Here is a 21,028-nt window from a genome sequence, read left to right as displayed (position 1 = left end):
CGGGGTATATACTTGAGGTTAGGATCATTTTCGGATTATGAGGCTATGCAGTTGTCCATTTTTATAGTGATTATAAGAGGTAATTGCCAAGAATTGTAGAATATCATATGGCATGGGGTCTACTGATTAAGGAGGCTATGCATTAAGCGTAGTCTTTGCATTATGGGCGCTTGCAATTGGTTACTCATTTAAGCTGATCAAGAAATTCTACTATGCAATCATAGCAATAGTAGTTGGTCTAGCAGCATGGTTCGTTATGATAAACACACTTGATGATGTTTGGTGGTTTCTGCCTTTTAGTGTATTTTTGCGGTTGACATCCAGCTAGAAAATATTCGGGGCACTAGCTTTGGCCAAAGAAAGGAGTTTAACATGTGGGAATACTTTATCGCAAGACTCACCATATTGATAACTTTATGCTTCGGCACCTTGCTTATTGTTATATACCCATTTATTAAAAAAGAGAGCATTTATCTAGCGAGGTTTAGTCTAGCTATTGGTTCCTTTGTACTTATCATGTTGTTCTATTTCATATTTAGTAGTCCAGTTATACTTGACCAGATTTTCCGATACGGTTTCCGTTAGTATTGTGAGCAATTAAGATTTCTGTTGACTGAAGATAAGCATGGAAAAAAGCGGGATAATGCGTTAGCATGGTGGAGTAACTGGCGTGGTATGCCGTGGCCGCCGTTCTCGTCAGCTTGTTCCCGACTAACAGGAGGGAAAGAGCCGCTTATCAGCCGCGGCCATGGATTCCGAAATTTTGAGGGGCCGGATGAGGTCAAATCACTTGCAGCGGATCTAAAAAGTGTTAATGCCTTATACTATGCATCGAGCAGACGTGGGGGTATATATAAAGTAACTGCAGATGGAGAAACAACAAAAATCGCAGATTCTCCTAAGGCAAAACAAGAAATCCATGTAACATTGTGGATAGATAGAAATGTAGCATACTTCCTAGACAATGCTCAGGTACAAAATCTTAACTTCTCAGATAGTAATGAGAAGTGGAAAAGTATCAATCTTGATACATTGGAAATAAAAGATGAACCTGAATTCAAAGTAGATACCTCGGCTCACCAGCAACAAAAATACGCCTTTATAGGAGAGGGAACAGTTCAAGATAAAATAGGCTATGTAACGCGTAATCAAGTTGGCAGTGATGGGTATATTTACTTTATGACAGGAAGTACGCATGAGGGTATTAAACGCGGTATATACAGAGTAAAAGTTAATAGCCAAGAATATGAACTATTGGTAGAGAACGAAAATGTCTCAATGTTTGATGTGGATAATGGTGTACTATCTTATTATGAGTCTGACAAAACTCCACCAATTAGTAAATTACAACTTAAGAATAATTAAGCCTAATAAAATACTTTACAGTAAAATCTTATTAAGCATGGGTATCTAATAATCACAGATTTGTCTATCCATATAATGGACAAGAAAAATATAGTCATATTTAAAAGTGAATAGAAAGACCTCTGACAAATTCACCGAATTATCAGGGGTCTTTCTCAAAGTTGAATTATGAACTTATTTATTCCGTACTATTTCATTGTATTTATGACCCGCAAGTTTTACTACTTCATAAATCCAGCGAACTAACTTTTTCAGGAAAGGCCACCATTTGTGGCGTAATACCCAAAGTATCCAGGCTATGATCAAAGCTACAAATATCCCGATAGCTAATACAAGCGAAGAATATTCTTTATATGTTGAACTAATAAATAGCTGAGCTGCAGCCCAATATCTATCGATTATTAGATTTGGCGGAGACGGCAATTCAACTATTTCTAAATAATTCTCATCATCGGTTATATGAACGCGGATATAATGGTATTCACTGCCTTCACTGAGGAGTTCAGCCCCGGCTCCTCCAGTAATAACATACCTAACGTTTCCCCTTACAAAACTGAAAAAGCTGTGAATGTGCGACAAGAAAACAGTATCAACCTTATACTTAGTCATTAAGTCTTCAAATTTTTTGGCTTCGGCTTTATCGGTGAATGCGTGGTCAATATCACTTGTACCACTCAATTTGTTCATCAGTTTTTGCAATACGCCAGTTTTTGGTGATTCGGGATAAGTATTTGGTGTAACATTGGCTCGGGGATCAGTGGGAGGGATATGGGATACTACGAAAATACGTTTACCCTGTGCTTTTTTAAGATCAGCTTCAAGCCAAAGATATTGTTCAGGAGGAATGGCGGTTTTTTCTGCCCACCCTCTTGAACTGTCTAAAAAGATAAAGTGGTTCTTCAAATAGTCGAAGGAATAATAAGCAGGCCCAAAAAGCTCTGTATATATTGGTAGACCGTTCTCGCGAATGTCATGATTTCCTAAAGTTGTATAAAGTGGAACTTGGAGCTTGGAAACAGTTTCGTAAAAAAGCCTGTATCTATTAGGTTCTCCTCCATAGACGAGATCGCCGTTGTCTACAACGAATGCTGGTTTAATAGCGTTTACTTGGTCGATGATGTTAGAGAATGTACCGTAGCCGTTCCGATTATCCCCCAGCATGATCACTTCAGGATTTTCGGCAGCATTAAGTTCGAATTTAAAGGTTTTTGGCTGGTTCGCCTGAAGTTCTACCGTAAATGAAATAGTGTGCTGGTCAATAGTCTTAAGATTTCCGATTTGGTCATTGGTCTTTATCATAGCGGGGTTAACGTTTTCTAATCTGATGCTATATGACTTATCTATTTTACTCTTAAATGAAACAATTGGGGTTGGTGAAAGAGATCGAAGCAGTAAACTTTCTTTATTAGAGTTATCGACCATTTTCCCTTTTACAAACCCTCCCTGGATACTAACTTTATTTCCATTCCAGTCATAAGTGGAAACAGACGTATAAGGATCAAAGGACAACGGCAAGGATACGAAGCCCTGTTGCACCTTGAAATTCTTGTAGCTATGTAAGATAAAGGCGCTTGTAACCACTAAACCTATTCCAAGCAATATTAAGACCAGCCATTTCTGTCGCATTTTTCCACCTCTTGGGGTAATTATTTAGGTCATTATATCCACTTTCCCGAACTATTACCATTAAAATAATTAAAACTGCAAAATTAAGAGATGTAATTTATCGAACTCTTAAATGGTATTGACTCGCGTTAAAAGTAACCAGGATAATAACTTATGCTGTTTTAAAAGGTAGCAAGGCGCAAACTAGGCTAATCTCGTTGTAATTTAGGAGTGTTAGTTACATTCTAAAGCCGATCTTTGGATTTTTACTGGGATATACTTCCCGAATCTGGCAGAAAATTTCCTTTTGCCGTTTCCTCCGTCTGGTTTATTTAGGCAACGGATATTGACAGCCACAAAATTCTTGAAGAGCTTGACTAAATAGACGGATATGAACTTTTTCATCCAATATAATTCGCTGGAGTATTGCTTGTACATAAGGATCCCCGATGTAATTAATATGCTTTGTGTATTCTGCAATTGCTTTATATTCGGCATCAATGTCTGCTTTTAATTGCTTACAAGGATTAGTTCCATAATAAATGTATTTTCCCGACCAAAAATTGTCGTGTAAAGCACTATTGGAGCCTCTTATCACTGGAGTTCCCCCAAGTTTTTTTATTGTGTCGGCTAGGATCTCCATGTGTAGCATTTCAGTTATCGCTACATTTTCGAGTAACTCTCCAAGCTCTTGTTTGAGTAAGAAATGATGATAAAGATATTGATTAATAGCTGTAAACTCACTGACTACACCCGCAAAGTCATTCATTAATAGTTCAGCATAATTGAGATTAGGGCCAAGAACTTTCACCTCAGGGTAGGGAGATGGGTCAGAGTATTTACCTCTTTTATGCCTTTCATAATTAGTTTCACTCATTACATAAACCTCCCGCAAAAGAATCCTTTTTGATAGTATGCAGGGATTGAAAATATCTGAACTTGTGTTATCTCATAAATGATAATGGTAATAAATTGACAGAGCGGGTTTTAATCCCCGCTCTAAACATACTAAATGATTATTCCTTCGGATTCATTATTCCTGTAGTCGTATTGTAACAAACACACATTCGGTACATATCTTATATAGATGTATATAATACTACTCCATGCCTGTCCTTGAATAGTTCATCGCTAATCTTAATGGTAAAGTAAAATTAACGACCTAATATCTTAAAAAATAAATTCCTTTAAATTGTCTTTGAGATTTCTCGATGAGAGAAAGGTATGTGGTTGACCTGAATACTAAAGAGATTAACGAAGAACAAAAAAGTAATGATGTAAATTCGGAAATAGGGAAGCAATATCCCGATTGCATCACAATAGAAAGGGAGAAAATTCCTGTCAGCGTTTTACAGCTTTCTTATCCCTTATCAAAAATAGCAAATATCTTATTGTGGATCGGGGAGTCAATTATTGTATTTCTTGCGTCGACCATCGAAAGGGAATATCATCAACTGTATAAATCTCATTGGAAAAATCAATTAATGCTTTATAGTGTTTAGATGTATCCTCGCCCTGGCCAGCTTTATGCTTTTCACCACCTACGAAGATCAATTCGCCATTATCAGACATTTGGTTACGAAATGAGTGTCCTGATACTTCAGCTGATATATACATGCCGCCTGGATAATTTTCTTTTGCCTTTATAGCAACTACATACGCCCTCTCTGAGTAAATTCTGGTAAAATATAGTCCAGGTTTATTATAGCAAGGGTAATGTGACGCAATAATTAGCTTTTTAGCAATTACCTTTTTTCCATTGGTTGTAATGATTTCATAGGTACCTTCATTTTCTTCAATATCAACAACTCGACTTTGTTCAAATATCTTGCCTCCACTATTAAAATAATCCTTAGCAAGGGGTAGTAAGAATTTGAGTGGGTGAAATTGTGCTTGATTGTGTTACAATTTACCTTGATTGCAATAGAACATTAGATGATTCGACAGGATATGCCAAGATGATATAATTTAGAACGCAGGAAAGTCTTTCCTTTTACCGAAGTGATGAGGTAGAAGGGAGGGATAAAGATGCATTGCGAACTATTAGATAAAGACGTCTTAATTGAAGTTTGGAAAGAGATCAGAGACGAAAAGGATAAGGATATTATTTTAAAAACTGTATATAAGTGTAGTGAATGTTACGTCGAAGTTATTGTTGGTAGAAAAATTTTCAAATACTGTGATAAAATGGGCAGTGAAAAATGTCTATTGAAACAATATGTAGATTAAGAGCCGAAAGGCTCTTTTTCATTGAACAAGACGCCTCTTTTCAGAGACGTCGAGTAGTTTAGCCTTTTCCGTGTTCATGACCATTGTAAATAGGAACCTGTTGCTGTTCGTAGATTACCTCTTTCTTTTGGCGATAGTAGAGATAATAACATGGAGAGATAGGACAATAGTAAACATATATCGGATTAGGGTAGCAGTGTATATGATTAAAAAGATGCATTGCACCTTCACTCCTTTCATTAGTAGTTTGATTCTACATACCAATATATGGAAGAATTACACCTAATGAAAGTTGTTCCATCTTTCATTAGGTGTAATTCTTAATAAGTATAACTATCATATTCTTAAAATATTTTGGTTTAGGAATTATTTTAGCCTAGGTAAATTACCTAGGCTAAAACTGTCAAAGGCCTACTAGAGACATGGTCTTGGTGGTTTTGGTGGTGGGATAGGTGGGTAAACGGGTTTCTGGAGCAATTCCCAAAGTTCCCAAACGATGATTAACAATAAAATAATAATAACTACCAATGATGCTATAATCATTTACTTCACCCCTTTGCCTTTGATGATTATAAGATTGAGCGGGTTCTTAATGTATTCTATTCAGCATGTCTGTTGGATGTTCTTGGAAGTGGCGCTTATTACTTGAGTGATTGAGGCGGTTCTGTAATACTTACAGGTGATATATACGTTAATTATTTAGTAATATCATTTTTTTATGGTGACAAAAATGTATATTGTATTTTATATAGAAATTGATACGACATGGACTTCTGGTAGAAATACTCTGAATTATGGCGATATTTGCTAGTTAGTGAACAAAAAGAGGCTTCTTGCAATTTGATATTTAGGGTGTTATTGCTTATGATTAAATGGCCACCCGTTCGTTTATTTGAGTGAGTGGAAGGACTAGATGACATTAATTCATAATAGGTAATCAGGGGGTAAGCATGAATGGCAAATAAGGAGAGCCAATCCGTTCGTCAATTATTAATGAGCTTATGTATCGTATTGGCTGGAGCAGGACTTGTCTGGGGTTTTGTGACGTCCCGAAGTGGGAATTGGGTTCAAACAGGATTGAAGTTCTTTACAGGAGAAGGAGCGGAGCGTTGGCTCTCTTGGAAAGTTGATGGACTGACGATGTTCTTCCTTTTCATTCTGCTCTTGGGTCAAGGTTTCTCATCCCTATACGCACTAGGATACTTAAAGGAATATGAAGAAAAGAAGAAAAGTCTTTGGCCTTTTTATGTAAATTGGTTTTTGTTTCTTGGTAGCATGTTTGGCGTATTGCTTGCGGATGACGGCTTTTCCTTTTTGCTGACATGGGAAATGATGTCCCTTTTCTCATTCTTTTTAGTTCTGTATGAAAACGAAGATCATCAAAACCGAAGGTCTGCTTACATATATCTGGTAATGACTCATGTTGCAACGGTCTTCCTTACTGCCGCGACCTTGTTTTTATATACGAAGACTGGCAGCTTTGCTTTTGAGGTATGGGCGGGTGTAGCTCCCACACTTACCACAATCCAACTTAATTTAGTTTTTCTTGCTTTCTTCATCGGTTTAGGTACAAAAGCTGGTTTTGTTCCCTTTCATATTTGGTTACCTCATGCCCATTCGGCTGCACCAAGTCCTGTATCTTCACTAATGTCAGGAGTCATGGTTAAAGTTGCGCTCTATCTCTTTTTAAGATTAGTCTGGTTAACTTTAGGACCTGGGCCTGTCTGGTGGGGATGGCTATTTTTGCTGGTCGGAGCACTATCTGCCTTCGTAGGGATACTCTCTGCCTCAGTTCAGTCAGATCTTAAGAAATTACTTGCTTTTTCCACGATAGAAAATGTAGGTATTCTGGGAATAGCATTAGGAAGCGCTTTTCTGGCAAGATCCTGGAATAATGATTGGGCCATGGATTTAGCCCTTGTCGCTTTCTTTTGGCATACTTTGCAACATATGCTTTTTAAGTCGTTACTTTTTATGGAAGCCGGAAATATCATTCAGGCAACCCATACTCGGAATTTGGAGCGTTTAGGTGGGTTGCTCAAGCGGATGCCCAAAACAGCTCTTGGAGCCCTTATAGGAATATTAGGTATCACAGCGTTACCCCCGCTCGGTGGGTTCTGGGGAGAATTGATCCTTTTCCAATCCTTGTGGACGAATACCCTGAACCTTACAAATGGCTGGAGTAAAGTTGTCTTACCATTAGCTATTGGTGTTCTGGCCTTGGTTGGAGGATTATCTATTGCCACGTTTGTGAAATGGTTTGGAATCTCCTTCCTTGGACAAGCCCGTTCCTCAGTGACAGAAAGGGCTACAGAAGCACACTTTGTTCAGATACTTGCTCCATTATTAATTTGCGGGTTAGCGGTTTTAAGTGTGCTTTGGCCTTCAGCTACCTTAGCCTTGTTGAACTTGCCGCTTTCGGTTTTGAGAACCAGTGATGTTGAACGCATACGGTTAGCCCTTGGGACACCACTTAACCTGTCCTCAAGCTATCTAATCCTGCTAATTTTTCTGACGGTGATCGTAGTTCTCCTTAGTAAACGAGGTCTTCGTAGAGTTACGGCAACTTGGAATTGTGGTGCTCCATTGACTCCAAGTATGCAATATACTGCCGGTGGATTAACAAATCCCATACGAGTTCTTTTTACTAAAGTGTTAGGTTCGCGACGGCAAGTGGAGGGCGATTTTGGTGGAACCCGTTACAGTCTGCGTTCTTTAAGGTACGAAGGGAGAATTAAGGAAGTCTTTGAGGATTTCTTATATCGACCTTTAATACGTGGCTTACTTTGGTTGGCAACCCAAATCCGTAAACTGCAAGAGGGGAGCATTCATCTTTATTTAGGCTACCTATTGATCACGGTCATCGTCGTTTTAATTATAGGACGTTAGGAGGAGAAGAGATGGACGAACTATATGCGGTTTTAACCCGTCTGTTGATGGGACTTGGACATTTAGCCTTGATTTTAGTTGTCGCACCACTTCTTCAAGGTTTTATTAAAAAAAGTAAAGCGTTTTGGCAAATGCGACAGGGTCCTTCAATCCTTCAACCATACCGTGACTTAAGGAAAATGATGAAGAAGGAGGAATTAATCTCGGAACATGCCTCCTGGATCTTTTTTTTGACGCCTCGAGTTGCTTTTGCTGCCACATTAATGGCCGCACTCGTTATTCCCAATGCTTGGGGCTGGGCGCCATTAAGCGGATGGGGGGATCTGTTTTTATTCGGGGCAAGTCTTGGTCTTGTACGCCTGTTTTTGACACTTGCGGGGTTAGAAGGAGCAGGAACATTCGGGGGGATGGGATCGAGTAGAGAGCTTTTTGTGGGATTATTGACTGAGCCTGCTTTACTTTTAGGGCTAATCGTCTTAGCGTTTATAACTGAGACAACATCCCTACAAGGGATGGCGGCCAGCTTGCTGAACGTATCACCCATTTTTATCCCACGCATATTAGCCTTAATAACCTTGGGAATGGTTAGCGTTGCGGAGATGGGACGAATCCCAATGGACAATCCAGATACTCATTTGGAATTAACCATGATTCATGAAGGGATGTTGCTGGAATACACTGGACCTTCACTGGCGCTGTTGAATTTTTCTGAGCAGGTCAAACAACTCTTGCTGCTTATTTTAATGGCTCAGATTATATGGCCTAGCGGGTTGATCACGGGTGATGATGGTTTTTTAGGAATACTCTGGGCTTTGGGTTTCGCTGGAGTTAAAGTTGCTGTTTTAGGATTCTTCTTTGCCACTGCAGAGAGTCTTTTTGTTAAAAGGCGGCTTTTCCGAGCCCCGCATTTTTTGGCAACGAGCACAGCTTCTGCCATATTGGCCTTAGTATCACTCTGGATTATAAGGGGGCAGATTTAAGTGTCAGGAATTTCTGAAAATTGGCTTAACTTAGTGCTCCTTGTGCTTTTAACTAGTGGATTGAGCATTGTGTACAGTAATCGGGTCCAGAAGGCCTTGAACTGGTGGACAGTGCAAACTGTTGCTGTTTCACTCCTAATTTTAGCTCAAGGGGTATACCACGATGAACCTGAGGTCATTTTCGTTGGTGTGTTGTTGTTAATTGGCAAGGCCGGAATCATCCCTATACTTTTACGACGTGTATTGAGAGAGTCAAATACAGCATGGGTGGGTGAAATATATTTAAAACGAGCTACATCGTTAGTTGTCGCCGGAGCTTTAACGATTATCGCCTATGATGTGACGAAACCCTTAATGGCACTTCCCCAAGCAGGTTTTCGTAACGGCTTAGCCGTTGCCATAGCATTAATCTTCTTTGGCCTTCTACTAATGATGATTCGTAAGGTCGCTATAGTACAAGTAGTGGGAATTTTGCTTATTGACAATGGAATATTCCTCGCTGGATTTTTTCTGACCCAAGGGATGCCTTTGTTAGTGGAAATGGGGAGCATGTTCGATATCCTTGTCGGGATTGTCATTATAGTGATTTTATCTAAACAAATGCTGGAAAATTATGATTCGCTGAATGTTGATCACATGAGGTCATTGAAAGGATAGTATGCGATGTTTATTGGAGTAGCTGTAATCGCGGCGGTCGGAATGCTGATTTCGGCAAAGGTTACATATTTGAAACTTTTAAACAGCTTAGCCCTTGTTTTGTTAACGTTGAGTGGAGGCTGGACCATTAGACAAACGTTATTGCAGGGGTCCTATGGGTATGGGGCGGGCATTTTGTATTGGGATGCCTTGAGTGCCTTACTTCTTAGCGTAATTATTATTATTGCTGTTTATGTAATCCTGTTTTCACTAGGGTATATGGAAAAAGAAGTCCATGAGAAGAAACTTCCCAGAACCAGTTTGAAGTGGTATTATTTCTGGATATGGATCTTTATCGCAACGATGCTTCTAGTTGTTAGCACACCTAATCTGGGCGTTCTTTGGGTAGGGATTGAGGGGACAACCTTAGCCACGACTCTCTTGGTTGGGTTCTATCGCAACAAGAAGGCAGTTGAAGCAGCTTGGAAATATGTAATTTTATGCACAGTAGGTATTAGTTTTGCTTTGTTGGGAACAATGTTGCTTTTTGCGGCGGCTGCACCTCATTTAGGTCAAAGTTTGACAGCTTTGGATTGGCGTATGCTCCCCAAAATAGCATCACAGTTAGACCCTAATTTATTCCGCCTTGGTGTCCTGTTTACGGTCGTTGGTTATGGGACTAAAGTCGGTTTCGCCCCCATGCATTCTTGGCTTCCAGATGCTCATAGTCAGGCGCCTTCTCCAGTTAGTGCTCTGTTATCCGCAGTTTTGCTCAATTGTGCGCTCTATGCTATTTTGCGTTGGTACACTATAGCTCGCCTCACGGAGCTGGGTCCTGATTTCATAGGTAAGATACTGATAGGTTTTGGTCTTTTATCGTTGGCACTGATGGTAGGATTTATCTTAATGCAAAAAGATGTAAAACGATTATTGGCCTATTCAAGTGTAGAACACATGGGAATCTTAGCTTTAGGTTTTGGCCTCGGAACTCAGGAAGCAGTCTGGGGGGCATCGTTACATCTCTTGCTTCATGCTTTAACAAAGGCAAACCTATTTGTCATTATTGGAAGTCTGGTACAAAAAACGGGCACTAGACAAATTCCTAGGATTCGTGGAATCTTTAAAGTATGGCCTTTCACAGGGATTGTAATGGTTTTAGGATTATTAGGAATCACAGGAACCCCTCCGTTTGGAACGTTCCGTTCAGAGTTAAGCATCTTATCAGGTCTGTATAAAACCGATCATCCAATACTCGGCTTTCTAAGCATTCTATTTCTGACACTGATCTTTGCAGGGTTTCTATTTCATTTTCTTCAGATGTTTTATGGTAAACCAAGTGGACGTTATCAAGCGGGAGAGAGTGTCAGTACACTGGCCCTAGCGATTCCTCTTTTGGTAGTTCTCTTCTTAGGCTTATTCATTCCCCAAAGCCTTAATCAGGCCCTAAATCAAGTCGTCAAAGTGATATTGGGAGGGATATAGGATGCTAGGCTTACGGGATTACTTACAAATTTATACCGGTATGGAGATTATAAAATGGGATAATCAAGAGGGTATCGTGGCAATGGATTCTCAAGATCTTCCCGATATTTTGGCTTACTGTTTAGAAATGAAGCCGCGTCCGATTTGGTTAACCCATGTTATCAATGATGAACGCCAATTAGGAAATGACTTCTGTCTTTACTTGGTTCTCCATTTTCCAGATAAGGATTTTACACTCACTTTAGTTGCGAAGGGAATTAAAGATGAGTTTCCTTCGCTGTCCTTAATCTTGCCAGCACTGAATTGGTCAGAACGAGAAGCCCAAGATCTTTTTGGGCTGCGAGCTGTTGGACATCCTGATCCACGGACTTTAGTTTTGCACCCGGGGTGGCCTAAAAACTTTCATCCCCTGCGCAAGGATTACAAAACAGGAAAAGAATACAAATCCTTCAAACGAGCTCCTTTAGTGTTCCCGGAAATGCATGGGGAGGGAATCTTTCAGGTTCCAGTTGGTCCGATTCATGCGGGAATAATTGAGCCTGGGCATTTCCGTTTTTATGTTATTGGAGAACCTGTTTTGCATCTTGAGGCCCAACTCTTCTATACTCATAAAGGAATTGAGAAGCTCCTTGAAGGAAAAAGCTTAGAAGAAGGGTTGCTCATAATTGAACGGGTTTGTGGAGTATGTGCCGTGAGTCACGGACTTGCCTATTGTGAAGCTATTGAAAAACTTGCGAACATCGAACTTCCTCGCCAGGTCTTGTTATGGCGAACGATTCTGGCAGAATTAGAACGAGTATATAACCATATTGGAGATATAGGTAATATGTGTGCCGGAGTTGGTTTTGCCTTAGGTAATGCCAACGGCTCACAATCAAAGGAAAACCTTCAACGTCTAAATTTAGAATTTTTCGGTCATCGCTTTTTACGGGGGATGGTTGTTCCGGGGGGAATTAAGTCCGTTCCGGAGCCAAAGGATAGTCAAGAAATTTTGAACCGCCTGATGGAACTAGCAAACGATTTTGAAGATTGGATACCTCTATTACTGGAACATGACGGCTTCAGGCAGAGGGCTGTGACGACCGGAGTTTTAAAGACGGAAAGCGCTATTGATCTAGGAGTTACGGGGCCAGCCGCTCGAGCTTCAGGTGTGGCTTATGATTGGCGCGAACTTCATAGTCACCTTCTGTATCCCGAACTTATGGTGAAATCAGTTGTCGAACATAATGGAGATGTATGGGCTAGATTAATGGTACGGGTTAAGGAAACAAGAGAGAGTTTCAAGTTCCTGGAGACGTTACTGCGTAAAGGGATGAAGGAAGCAGGGCGCTCAAGATATATAATGAACCCATTTTCCAATAAACTGATACCATGGCAGGGAGCTTGGGGTTGCGTTGAGTCCCCGCGTGGAACGGATGTTATTTGGCTTATGTTGGATGACAAGGGTAAAATCTACCGTTGCCGCATTCGATCTGCAAGTTATGCTAACTGGCCTGCCGTACCTCTTACCGTACCGGGCAATATTGTACCAGATTTTCCTTTAATCAATAAGAGTTTTGAATTATGCTATAGTTGTTGCGACCGCTAGCCGAAAAGGGGAGATAACACATGTGGAGTATTCTGCTCCGGAAGTTGAAAATGGGAAGTCTCACGGAGAAGCATGAAGATTCTCTAATACCTCACAAGTCGTCCGGTTTACCATCGAATTTTAGAAAATCCCTGCAGATTCGGCACCTTGATTGTGGTTCCTGCAATGGATGTGATTGGGAAATGACTGCTTTAGGCAATTCCCTTTATGACCATCAGCATTTCGGTATTGACTTTGTGGCTTCCCCTCGTCATGCGGATCTATTAATGTGTACTGGGCCGGGCTCCACCCAGTTGGTGAATGCTGCCCATGAAACCTATGAGGCAATGGCCAAGCCAAAGTGGGTCATGGCAGTAGGAGATTGTGCAATCGATGGTGGGGTATTTAAAGGTGCGTATGCTAGTGCAGGCGGCATAGGAAAAGTATTACCTGTCGATATTAAGGTCCCGGGTTGCCCACCAAAACCCGATGATATGATCAAGGCTTTACTGGAGTTTATGGGGAGGAAGTCGGTGTCTTAGCCATACGCACTCGTCTTCTCTATTTCTTGACACGAAAACCTTAGGGTTGCGCTGGCCGATGCTAAGCATCGTTGGCGCATTCGACACTAGGAACATTCTGTTCCGTCGCATGGATGTCGATGTTGTTTGCTTTTATTACGCAAAGGTACTTTTGTGTGCTCTGAGCAAAAACATTCCTCATACTTGGTCGAGGTGGATCGAACTATGGTTGATGAAAGATTTTGGGTCTAAACGTTAAAAAAAGAGCCTAAGGGCTCTTTTTTAACGTTTAGACCTTATTTATATTATCAGGAGAAGAACTAAGCCTGCGAAGAAACCAAGCTACCTAGCTATAGCTTGATATCTAGTTCTTTTATCTTGCGATAGAGGGTGTTTCGGCCAATACCCAGAAGCTTGGCAGCTGGTGCAATTTTTCCTTTAGTTTGGGTGAGTGCATAGAGGATTGCATGTTTGGTCTGTTGGTCTAGTAAGGGTTGAGGTTCAAGTTCGGTTTTTGTGTCGGGTTGCCTAAATTCATCTGGCAAGTCAGCTACAGTTATAACGGGGCCGTCTGATAACGCTACCATGCTTTCAATACAGTTTTCAAGTTCTCGTACATTTCCGGGCCAGGGATGGGCTAGTAAATGAGCATAAACCTCTGGTTGAATACCTAATGTTGGAATGCCAATAGATGCACATGCTTTGCGGATAAAATAGGGAACTAAATCTTGAATATCTTCAGTGCGTTCACGCAGTGGAGGTAATTCCAAGGTGACAACTTTCAGGCGATAAAATAAATCTAAACGGAATTTCTCCGAAGCAACGAGAACCGAGAGGTCTTTGTGCGAGGCTGCAAGGACCCGAACGTCAACTTTAATGGCCTTGGTATCACCTACGCGCGAAACCTCCTTTTCCTGGATTACTCGCAGGAGCGCAATTTGAACATTTAAGGGCATATCGCCAATTTCGTCTAGAAAAATAGTTCCTTTATCGGCTAATTCGAATTTCCCTGGTTTGCCACCACGGCGTGCTCCAGTGAAGGCTCCCTCTACATAACCAAATAGCTCACTTTCAACCAGAGTAGAAGACAATGAAGCACAGTTCAACGCCACAAATGGCCCTTTGCACCGAGGACTAAGTTGATGGATAGTTCGAGCTATGATTTCCTTACCGGTTCCACTCTCACCGTGAATGAGTACTGAAGAGTGGGTTGCAGCAACTTTCGAAGCTCGTTCAAGAGTTCGTTGCGTGGGCGCGCTATGTCCGATCCAGAGGGTACTACTGGTCAAGGGGGTTTCCTCAGTAACTTGAACCGTTCCTACAGCACCGAGTGAGTGGCCGGCATCATTAACTACGCGTGTCAAATGAGAGGAAATTGCTTTTCCAGCCGGATCTTTAATACGGAGATCGAGAGATTGACCACTTAACATCCACCCTTTTGGCGAACTAAAGATGTCCGAGGCAAGATGACCAATGATGCTTTCTGGACTACGTCCAAGTAGTGCAGCTCCCAGAGGGTTAATGTTGGTTATGATACCGTCACGATCAATGGCGAGAAAGCCTTGGCGTAAAAGTCTAGAGGCTAACTCAAATCCTTCTTTGTAAAACTTTAACTGACTTTCTAACTCGAAAAGACGCAAATTTTTCTCAATCATATTTGCGCCCATCATAACGATAGATAAGATTTTTTGACGGTCTGGACTGGCTTCGCCGCTGATATCTAAAAAGCCAATCGGAGCACCCTGGTTGTTTTGAATTGGAGCAGCCCAGCATGCTAAAAAGTGATTATCTTTGACAAAGTGCTCCCAACCGAAGACAGAAATGGGGGCATTGTCACGCAGGGCTGTTCCGATGGCATTGGTTCCACGAACTTCTTCCCGCCAATCGGCACCAGCACTTAAATGTACTTTTTGAGCTTTGCTCATAAAGGGGGGATCCCCAATGGCTTCGATAATGTAACCATCATTGTCACCCAATAAAATAGTATAATTGGCGCTTCCCAGCAAGCTGAAAATGTAAGGCAAAACAGGTTCCCCCGCTCGGATTAGGGATTCTTGAGCATCTCTTCGCTCGCTGAGAAGAGGAGTAGACAGAATGTCCTGATTAGAAACTAGCGTGTGGTCTACTTGAAACGAAAGACTTCTTTGCCAGGAGCGATAGATAGAAGGAGTTACTTCTGATTCGACGCTTTCTCCATTTATAAAACGCTTCCAACTGTTACTCATATAACTCTTCCCCTCTCCTCTCTAAGCATAGAAAATAATTGTCCTATTATTGACAAGAATATCATACCTGTTTCAATCAAACAACCAGTCGGCAGAAATTAATTAGTTGGAAAGTGTTTCATAATGGTACATATTTGAAAGACAAAACGCTCAAATGTGGAACAGAAGTCAAGTTGAATAGTTAAACTGTTCGATCGAAAGTCAATTGTGGTTGTTTGTTTTAATTTGTTTTAATTTGTTTTAATTTGTTTAAATTTGGTAATTTCAGACAAATTGAGCAATTCAATTTTATTTTAGATTTTCAATAATTGGCACGATAATTGCTATTTAACTAAACAAGACCGCTTTAGGAGAGCGGGACTGATTTTAAGTCCCGGAAGGCTTTGATCGGAATAAAATAGAAACTAGGAGGAAGATTCATGGGCGGATATACCGGAAAAGTATTACGTATCAATCTTACAGAAGGTAAAATAAGTACTGAGCCTTTAAACATGGAACTTGCAAAGAAGTATTTGAGCGGGCGTGGGCTTGCGGGTAAAATGTTTTTTGATGAGGTAGCAGCAGATGTCGATGCACTTTCTCCAGAAAACAAAATGTATATTGCTACAGGAGCTCTTACGGGAACAAATGCTCCAACGTCAGGTCGATTTATGGTTGTGACAAAATCACCTCTAAATGGAGCCACCTCTTCCTCAAATTCCGGGGGATATTGGGGAGCACAGCTTAAGTTTGCAGGTTATGATATGGTCATCTTAGAAGGCAAAGCGGCTAAACCTGTGTATATTGCTATTAATGATGACCAGGTCGAAATTAAAGACGCGGCCAATGTTTGGGGTAAGGATGTTTATGCTACAACCGAGGCCTTAAAACTTGAGTTTGGGGATGATAAAGCTAAAGTCTTAACCATTGGTCCGGCAGGTGAAAACCTCTCACTGATGGCAGCGGTCATGAATGACCTTTATCGAGCTGCTGGGCGTAGTGGAGTTGGTGCCGTAATGGGATCAAAGAATCTAAAAGCGATTATCGTTCGTGGCACAGGAAAAGTAGAAAACGCCAATCCGGATGAAATGAAAAAGGTCTTAAGTGCCGCTTTAGGTAAAATCAAGGAAAATGGTGTAACAGGTCAAGGACTTCCAGGCTATGGTACAGCAATTCTGGTTAATATTATTAATGAAAGCGGCATATATCCGGTCAAGAACTTCCAGGAAGCATATGATCCTGATGCAGATGAGATCAGCGGTGAAACTATGACCGCAAACCATTTGATCAAAAAAGATGCCTGCTATCGCTGTCCAATCGCTTGTGGTCGCCATAATAAGTGGGAAGGCGGCGAAGGCGCTGGTCCTGAGTATGAAGCAGTATGGTGCTTTGGTTCCGACTGTGGTATCCATGATTATGACGCAATTCATGCTGCCAATGATCTATGTAATAAATTAGGGATGGACTCAATTTCAGTTGGCTGTACGGTTGCGGCAGGTATGGAACTGGTTCAGCGTGGATATATCAAGCCAGAAGAACTTGATGGGACACCTCTTGAGTTTGGAAATGCCAAAGGAATGGTAGAATGGGTCCGCAAAATAGCTTATGCTGAAGGACTTGGAGCAAAAATGGCACAGGGCTCTTATCGATTTGCTGATAGCTACGGCGCTCCAGAATTGTCCATGTCAGTGAAAAAACTTGAAATCCCCGCCTATGATCCTCGAGGGATACAAGGTCATGGCCTTCAATATGCAACCAGTAACCGTGGCGGTTGTCACGTACGTGGGTATATGGTTTCTCCAGAAATCTTGGGGCTTCCTCAAAAACTTGATAAAGACTCCCTTGAGGGAAAAGTAACCTGGGTTAAGATTTTCCAAGACCTAACGGCCGTCATTGATGCCCTAGGAATGTGTTTATTCACTTCGTTTGCGCTTGGACTTTCTGACTACACAGCGATCGTCAACGCTGTAACGGGTTCTGATTATACCGATGCGGAACTATTGGCTTGCGGAGACCGGATTTGGAACGTTGAACGTTTGCAAAATTTACGGACTGGCATGACCACTGCAGATGACACACTTCCTAAACGTTTATTGAAAGATGCAATTCCTGCAGGACCTTCAAAAGGAAGTGTTCACAGGTTAGCGGAACTTCTCCCTGCGTACTATGCTGAGCGCGGCTGGGACGAAGCGGGTGTTCCAACAGCTGAATGTCTAAAAAATCTGGGAATCTAGTCAAAGCATATCTAATCTTAAATTGGCAAAAATAGAAAATAGTGATAAAGTTATCAATGGGGGACCTTTTAAGGTCCCCCGTTCGATACTTTGGCAGAAATGACGGGAGGGATAGGAGTGCGTGTGACCATTAAATTATTCGCGACGTTTCGGGATGGCCGTTTCAAGGTTGAAGAGAGGGATCTTCCGGAAGGGAGTTGCGTTTTTAATGTCCTCCAACCACTGAGTATAAAACCGGAGGAAATTGCTATTTGCTTTATCAATGGGAAGGACGCTAATGAAAATAGTGCGTTGAAGGATGGAGATACCCTGGCACTCTTTCCACCAGTTGGAGGAGGCTAAATGAAATTAAAAGGTCGCTATGGGCGGAATAAGAAAACTTTGTCTGATGAGGATCAACTGAAGCTGGCTACTTCCTGTGTCGCAATCGTGGGGTGCGGAGGACTTGGGGGCTACATTGCGGAAGAGCTAGCTCGGATCGGGGTCGGTCGCCTAGTGCTTATTGACGGTGACCGTCTGGAAGTGAGCAATCTTAACCGCCAGATTATGGCGACAGAACTTAATATAGGGCAGTGGAAAGTGGAAGCTGCACGTGATAGACTGCATAGTGTGAATTCTGAGGTGAATGTTGAAGTAGTTAGAGGTTGGTTTGAGGAGGATAAGGGTCCTGAACTATTTCAGAAAGTTGACTTAGTGTGCGACGCCCTCGATTCGAGGGAAGCGCGTGTCGTGCTGGAGCGGGTCTGTCACGAAATGAATCTACCGCTGGTTTTTGCAAGTATTGCAGGTTGGTTTGGCCAAATTGGGGTAAGTTTGCCGGGAGATTTTAGTGTTTCACGCTTATTTGGGCGCGGTGAACAGGGTGTGGAGAACGCCTGGGGAAACCCTGCCTTTACACCTGCTGTCTTAGCTAGTCTAAGTGTGGTTGAGGCTGTAAAACTCGTGGTCGGGCTTAAGCCTTCCTTGCGTCATGCTTGGCTGCAGGTAGATTTGTTAACCATGGAGTTCGAACGATTTGAGATCCTCTAATAAAATTAAGACCACGAAAGGTGTAGTGGAACATGGGAAGCGGTAGCGAACTATTTAAGGTAAAAACGCTGACTGAAGCGATCGATTCATTGAAGCCCTATGTTCTCCCATTTTATCAGCGCGTGGAGAAGGTCCCTTTAGTTGATTCACTGGGGCGTATAGTTACCCAGGATATCCCAGCAGCACGCGCCTTACCTCATTTTCGTAAATCCACAGTAGATGGGATGGCTGTTCGAGCTGCAGATACATTTGGTGCCAGTGAAAGTATGCCAGCGTTGATTCAATGTCATGGGGAAGTTAGAATGGGAGAGGCTCCAACTGAACCATTGGGGCAGGGTATAGGAATCTTGATGCCGACAGGAGGAATGCTTCCAGAGGGAGCTGACGCTGTCGTTATGGTTGAACATCTCGAACACTTTGGCGAGAAGCTCTATGGTGTGACCAAGGCTGTCGCTCCAGGGGAAAATCTTATCGACATCGGAGAGGATTTGACAGTAGGAGAGAGTATTCTTCCTCAATTTACACGAATTAGAGCGCAAGAAATGGGACTCTTAGCAGCTCTTGGACTAAGTAAGGTCCCGGTATTGCCCCGATTTCGCGTCGGGATTCTTTCGACAGGGGATGAAATTATTCCGCCTGAGCAAGAACCGGCACCTGGACAATCAAGAGATATTAATGGCTACACCTTACTTGGGCAGGCCCTGGCGAGTGGCGCTGATGCTCGGCATTATGGGATTGTAAAAGACGATTTAGAAAAACTGCGCTCAGTCCTTAAACAAATGTTAATCGAAAACGACATAGTTTTGCTTTCCGGAGGGAGCTCGGTAGGGTCACGTGACCTGTCCGCTCAGCTTATTGGCGAACTTGGGGATCCAGGACTGCTCTTTCACGGTTTAGCCCTTAGACCTGGTAAGCCTACGATTGGCGGAGTTGTAGATGGCAAGCTGATTTTTGGGCTTCCTGGGCATCCTGCCTCGGCGATGGTTGTCTTTGACGCGATTGTTCGTCCATGGTTGGATGCTTCAGTGGTACATCCACAAACAGATCCTCAGCCGAAGGGAACGTTAACCCAAAATATATACTCCGGAAGTGGTCGAGAAGAATATATACGTGTACGGATAATCCCTAACGGAGAGGAGTGGCTGGTTGAACCAATTCGTGGGAAATCGGGCTTAATTCGGACGATGGTCTTGGCTGAGGCTATAGTGCACATTCAATTAGATACTGAGGGCATTGAAGCAGGGAAAGAAGTCTCTTTCCGGCTTATGCGTTAAGATAGGCACCATTTAGCGATCACATAAGATATGGAAGTCTTAGGAGCGGTCATCGGATAACTGTGGAAATAGGGAGGCAAAGGAAACGTGGAACGCCAAATATATCTCGAAAATAAGGCTTGGCAAGAGGGCTTAGCTTTGATGATGGAAAAGCTTGCTGGACGCTGTATTCCGAAAAATGAGCTTGTGGATGTCCGTTTATCACTTCATAGAATCACAGGAACTATTATACGAGCCAAACGAAGTTCACCTCATTTTGCAGCCTCGGCGATGGACGGATATGCCATACGAGCCAAGGATACTCACGGTCTATCAGAGCGAGAGCCTCGTTGGTTAGAACTTGGAGTTCAAGCGATTCAAGTCGACACCGGGGATCCTATTCCAGAGGGGATGGATGCCGTAGTCATGCTAGAAGACGTCTTGGAATTGGGTGAGCGCGGAATCTTACTTCAGGCTCCGGTCGTACCCTGGAATAATGTTCGACCAGTAGGAGAGGACATTGTTGAAGGAGAAGTGCTCCTCCCCATTCATCATCGTATACGCCCTCAAGATCAGGGAGCGTTACTGGCGGCTGGAGTTTTGAAGGTAGAAGTTCGCTGTAAACCGAAAGTGGGAATTTTACCAACGGGAGATGAAATTCGTCCCCCAGAAGCTCTCCTTCAGGTGGGAGATATTGTGGATAGCAATTCCACAGTCCTTGCTTCCTTAGTGGAAGAATGGGGGGGATCAGCAACGATTTGGCCGATAACGCCGGATCAACCGAAGCAGTTAGAAGAGGCTATTCTGAAGATGGCAGCGTCCCAGGATATTCTGGTCATCATAGCAGGATCATCCCAAGGACGGGATGATTATACATCTCAAATGATTGAGAAACACGGCACGCTTTATTTGCATGGAGTCGCGATAAAGCCAGGTAAGCCAGTGGCCCTAGGTGAGGTTCAAGGAAAACCCACGGTCGGAATCCCAGGCTATCCAGTGTCCTCATTTCTAACGGCACATTTGTTTTTAGAGCC

The 21,028-nt window shown here is 42.3% G+C and carries 15 protein-coding genes and 1 pseudogene; 12 read left to right on the top strand and 4 right to left on the bottom strand.

Going from position 1 to position 21,028, the window contains the following annotated elements:
• The first annotated feature begins 609 nt into the window (after positions 1-609).
• Positions 610-1,365, top strand: coding sequence for a hypothetical protein (locus DSBG_RS15305; RefSeq protein WP_141694338.1), 756 nt, complete (start codon positions 610-612; stop codon positions 1,363-1,365).
• 174 nt (positions 1,366-1,539) lie between these two features.
• On the opposite strand, the gene DSBG_RS15300 is transcribed toward DSBG_RS15305, so the two are convergent.
• The 3 genes and pseudogenes from DSBG_RS15300 to DSBG_RS21950 all read right to left on the bottom strand — a co-directional run.
• Entirely contained in the window at positions 1,540-2,964 is a 1,425-nt protein-coding gene (locus tag DSBG_RS15300; protein WP_242877666.1) for a metallophosphoesterase family protein, read from the bottom strand.
• A gap of 334 nt (positions 2,965-3,298) precedes the next feature.
• Complete coding sequence (locus tag DSBG_RS15295; protein WP_068965165.1) at positions 3,299-3,847, bottom strand: ferritin-like domain-containing protein; 549 nt, start codon at positions 3,845-3,847, stop codon at positions 3,299-3,301.
• Between the two features lie 533 nt (positions 3,848-4,380).
• Positions 4,381-4,857, bottom strand: a pseudogene (locus DSBG_RS21950) (FAD-dependent oxidoreductase); the annotation flags it as partial.
• A gap of 1,296 nt (positions 4,858-6,153) precedes the next feature.
• Here DSBG_RS21950 and DSBG_RS15280 point away from each other — a divergent pair.
• The 6 genes from DSBG_RS15280 to DSBG_RS15255 are packed head-to-tail and all read left to right on the top strand — an operon-like array spanning position 6,154 to position 13,295.
• On the top strand, positions 6,154-8,088 hold the full coding sequence (locus DSBG_RS15280; protein WP_068965163.1) for a proton-conducting transporter transmembrane domain-containing protein: 1,935 nt from the start codon (positions 6,154-6,156) through the stop codon (positions 8,086-8,088).
• A gap of 11 nt (positions 8,089-8,099) precedes the next feature.
• Positions 8,100-9,068, top strand: coding sequence for a respiratory chain complex I subunit 1 family protein (locus DSBG_RS15275; protein WP_068965162.1), 969 nt, complete (start codon positions 8,100-8,102; stop codon positions 9,066-9,068).
• Positions 9,069-9,725, top strand: a complete 657-nt coding sequence (locus DSBG_RS15270; protein ID WP_068965161.1) for a hydrogenase — start codon at positions 9,069-9,071, stop codon at positions 9,723-9,725.
• A gap of 6 nt (positions 9,726-9,731) precedes the next feature.
• Entirely contained in the window at positions 9,732-11,186 is a 1,455-nt protein-coding gene (locus tag DSBG_RS15265) for a proton-conducting transporter transmembrane domain-containing protein (protein ID WP_068965160.1), read from the top strand.
• Between the two features lies 1 nt (position 11,187).
• Entirely contained in the window at positions 11,188-12,774 is a 1,587-nt protein-coding gene (locus DSBG_RS15260) for a hydrogenase large subunit (protein WP_068965159.1), read from the top strand.
• A 20-nt stretch (positions 12,775-12,794) separates the two neighbouring features.
• Positions 12,795-13,295 carry an NADH-quinone oxidoreductase subunit B family protein gene (locus DSBG_RS15255; RefSeq protein WP_068965158.1) on the top strand — a complete coding sequence of 167 codons (501 nt, stop codon included), beginning with the start codon at positions 12,795-12,797 and terminating at the stop codon, positions 13,293-13,295.
• A gap of 329 nt (positions 13,296-13,624) precedes the next feature.
• Here DSBG_RS15255 and DSBG_RS15250 read toward each other — a convergent pair whose 3' ends face one another.
• The gene (locus DSBG_RS15250) at positions 13,625-15,499 is read right to left on the bottom strand and encodes a sigma-54-dependent Fis family transcriptional regulator (protein ID WP_068965157.1); all 1,875 of its coding nucleotides are present in this window, start codon (positions 15,497-15,499) and stop codon (positions 13,625-13,627) included.
• Positions 15,500-15,918: 419 nt separating this feature from the next.
• Between DSBG_RS15250 and DSBG_RS15245 the strand changes: the two genes are divergently transcribed.
• From DSBG_RS15245 to DSBG_RS15225, 5 genes are all read left to right on the top strand, one after another.
• Positions 15,919-17,712, top strand: a complete 1,794-nt coding sequence (locus DSBG_RS15245; RefSeq protein ID WP_068965156.1) for an aldehyde ferredoxin oxidoreductase family protein — start codon at positions 15,919-15,921, stop codon at positions 17,710-17,712.
• A 117-nt stretch (positions 17,713-17,829) separates the two neighbouring features.
• A complete protein-coding gene (locus DSBG_RS15240; protein WP_068965155.1) occupies positions 17,830-18,054 on the top strand; it encodes a MoaD/ThiS family protein in 225 nt (74 codons plus the stop codon).
• Positions 18,055-18,741, top strand: a complete 687-nt coding sequence (locus DSBG_RS15235; protein ID WP_068965154.1) for a HesA/MoeB/ThiF family protein — start codon at positions 18,055-18,057, stop codon at positions 18,739-18,741.
• 32 nt (positions 18,742-18,773) lie between these two features.
• The gene (locus tag DSBG_RS15230; RefSeq protein WP_068965153.1) at positions 18,774-20,015 is read left to right on the top strand and encodes a molybdopterin molybdotransferase MoeA; all 1,242 of its coding nucleotides are present in this window, start codon (positions 18,774-18,776) and stop codon (positions 20,013-20,015) included.
• 87 nt (positions 20,016-20,102) lie between these two features.
• Positions 20,103-21,028, top strand: a 926-nt coding sequence (locus tag DSBG_RS15225; protein WP_242877663.1) for a molybdopterin-binding protein, incomplete at its 3' end; no start/stop codon positions are given.

The organism is Desulfosporosinus cupriresistens (genome assembly GCF_001707885.1).
Lineage (GTDB): Bacteria > Bacillota > Desulfitobacteriia > Desulfitobacteriales > Desulfitobacteriaceae > Desulfosporosinus.
This window is presented reverse-complemented; position numbering and strand designations above follow the sequence as displayed.

Bases quoted from the DNA above. Each gene is read 5' to 3' on its own strand.
- DSBG_RS15230 (WP_068965153.1), top strand. From the start codon at position 18,774: ATGGGAAGCGGTAGCGAACTATTTAAGGTAAAAACGCTGACTGAAGCG.
- DSBG_RS15275 (WP_068965162.1), top strand. From the start codon at position 8,100: ATGGACGAACTATATGCGGTTTTAACCCGTCTGTTGATGGGACTTGGA.
- DSBG_RS15255 (WP_068965158.1), top strand. From the start codon at position 12,795: ATGTGGAGTATTCTGCTCCGGAAGTTGAAAATGGGAAGTCTCACGGAG.
- DSBG_RS15295 (WP_068965165.1), bottom strand. From the start codon at position 3,847: ATGAGTGAAACTAATTATGAAAGGCATAAAAGAGGTAAATACTCTGAC.
- DSBG_RS15235 (WP_068965154.1), top strand. From the start codon at position 18,055: ATGAAATTAAAAGGTCGCTATGGGCGGAATAAGAAAACTTTGTCTGAT.
- DSBG_RS15260 (WP_068965159.1), top strand. From the start codon at position 11,188: ATGCTAGGCTTACGGGATTACTTACAAATTTATACCGGTATGGAGATT.
- DSBG_RS15265 (WP_068965160.1), top strand. From the start codon at position 9,732: ATGTTTATTGGAGTAGCTGTAATCGCGGCGGTCGGAATGCTGATTTCG.
- DSBG_RS15250 (WP_068965157.1), bottom strand. From the start codon at position 15,499: ATGAGTAACAGTTGGAAGCGTTTTATAAATGGAGAAAGCGTCGAATCA.
- DSBG_RS15245 (WP_068965156.1), top strand. From the start codon at position 15,919: ATGGGCGGATATACCGGAAAAGTATTACGTATCAATCTTACAGAAGGT.
- DSBG_RS15280 (WP_068965163.1), top strand. From the start codon at position 6,154: ATGGCAAATAAGGAGAGCCAATCCGTTCGTCAATTATTAATGAGCTTA.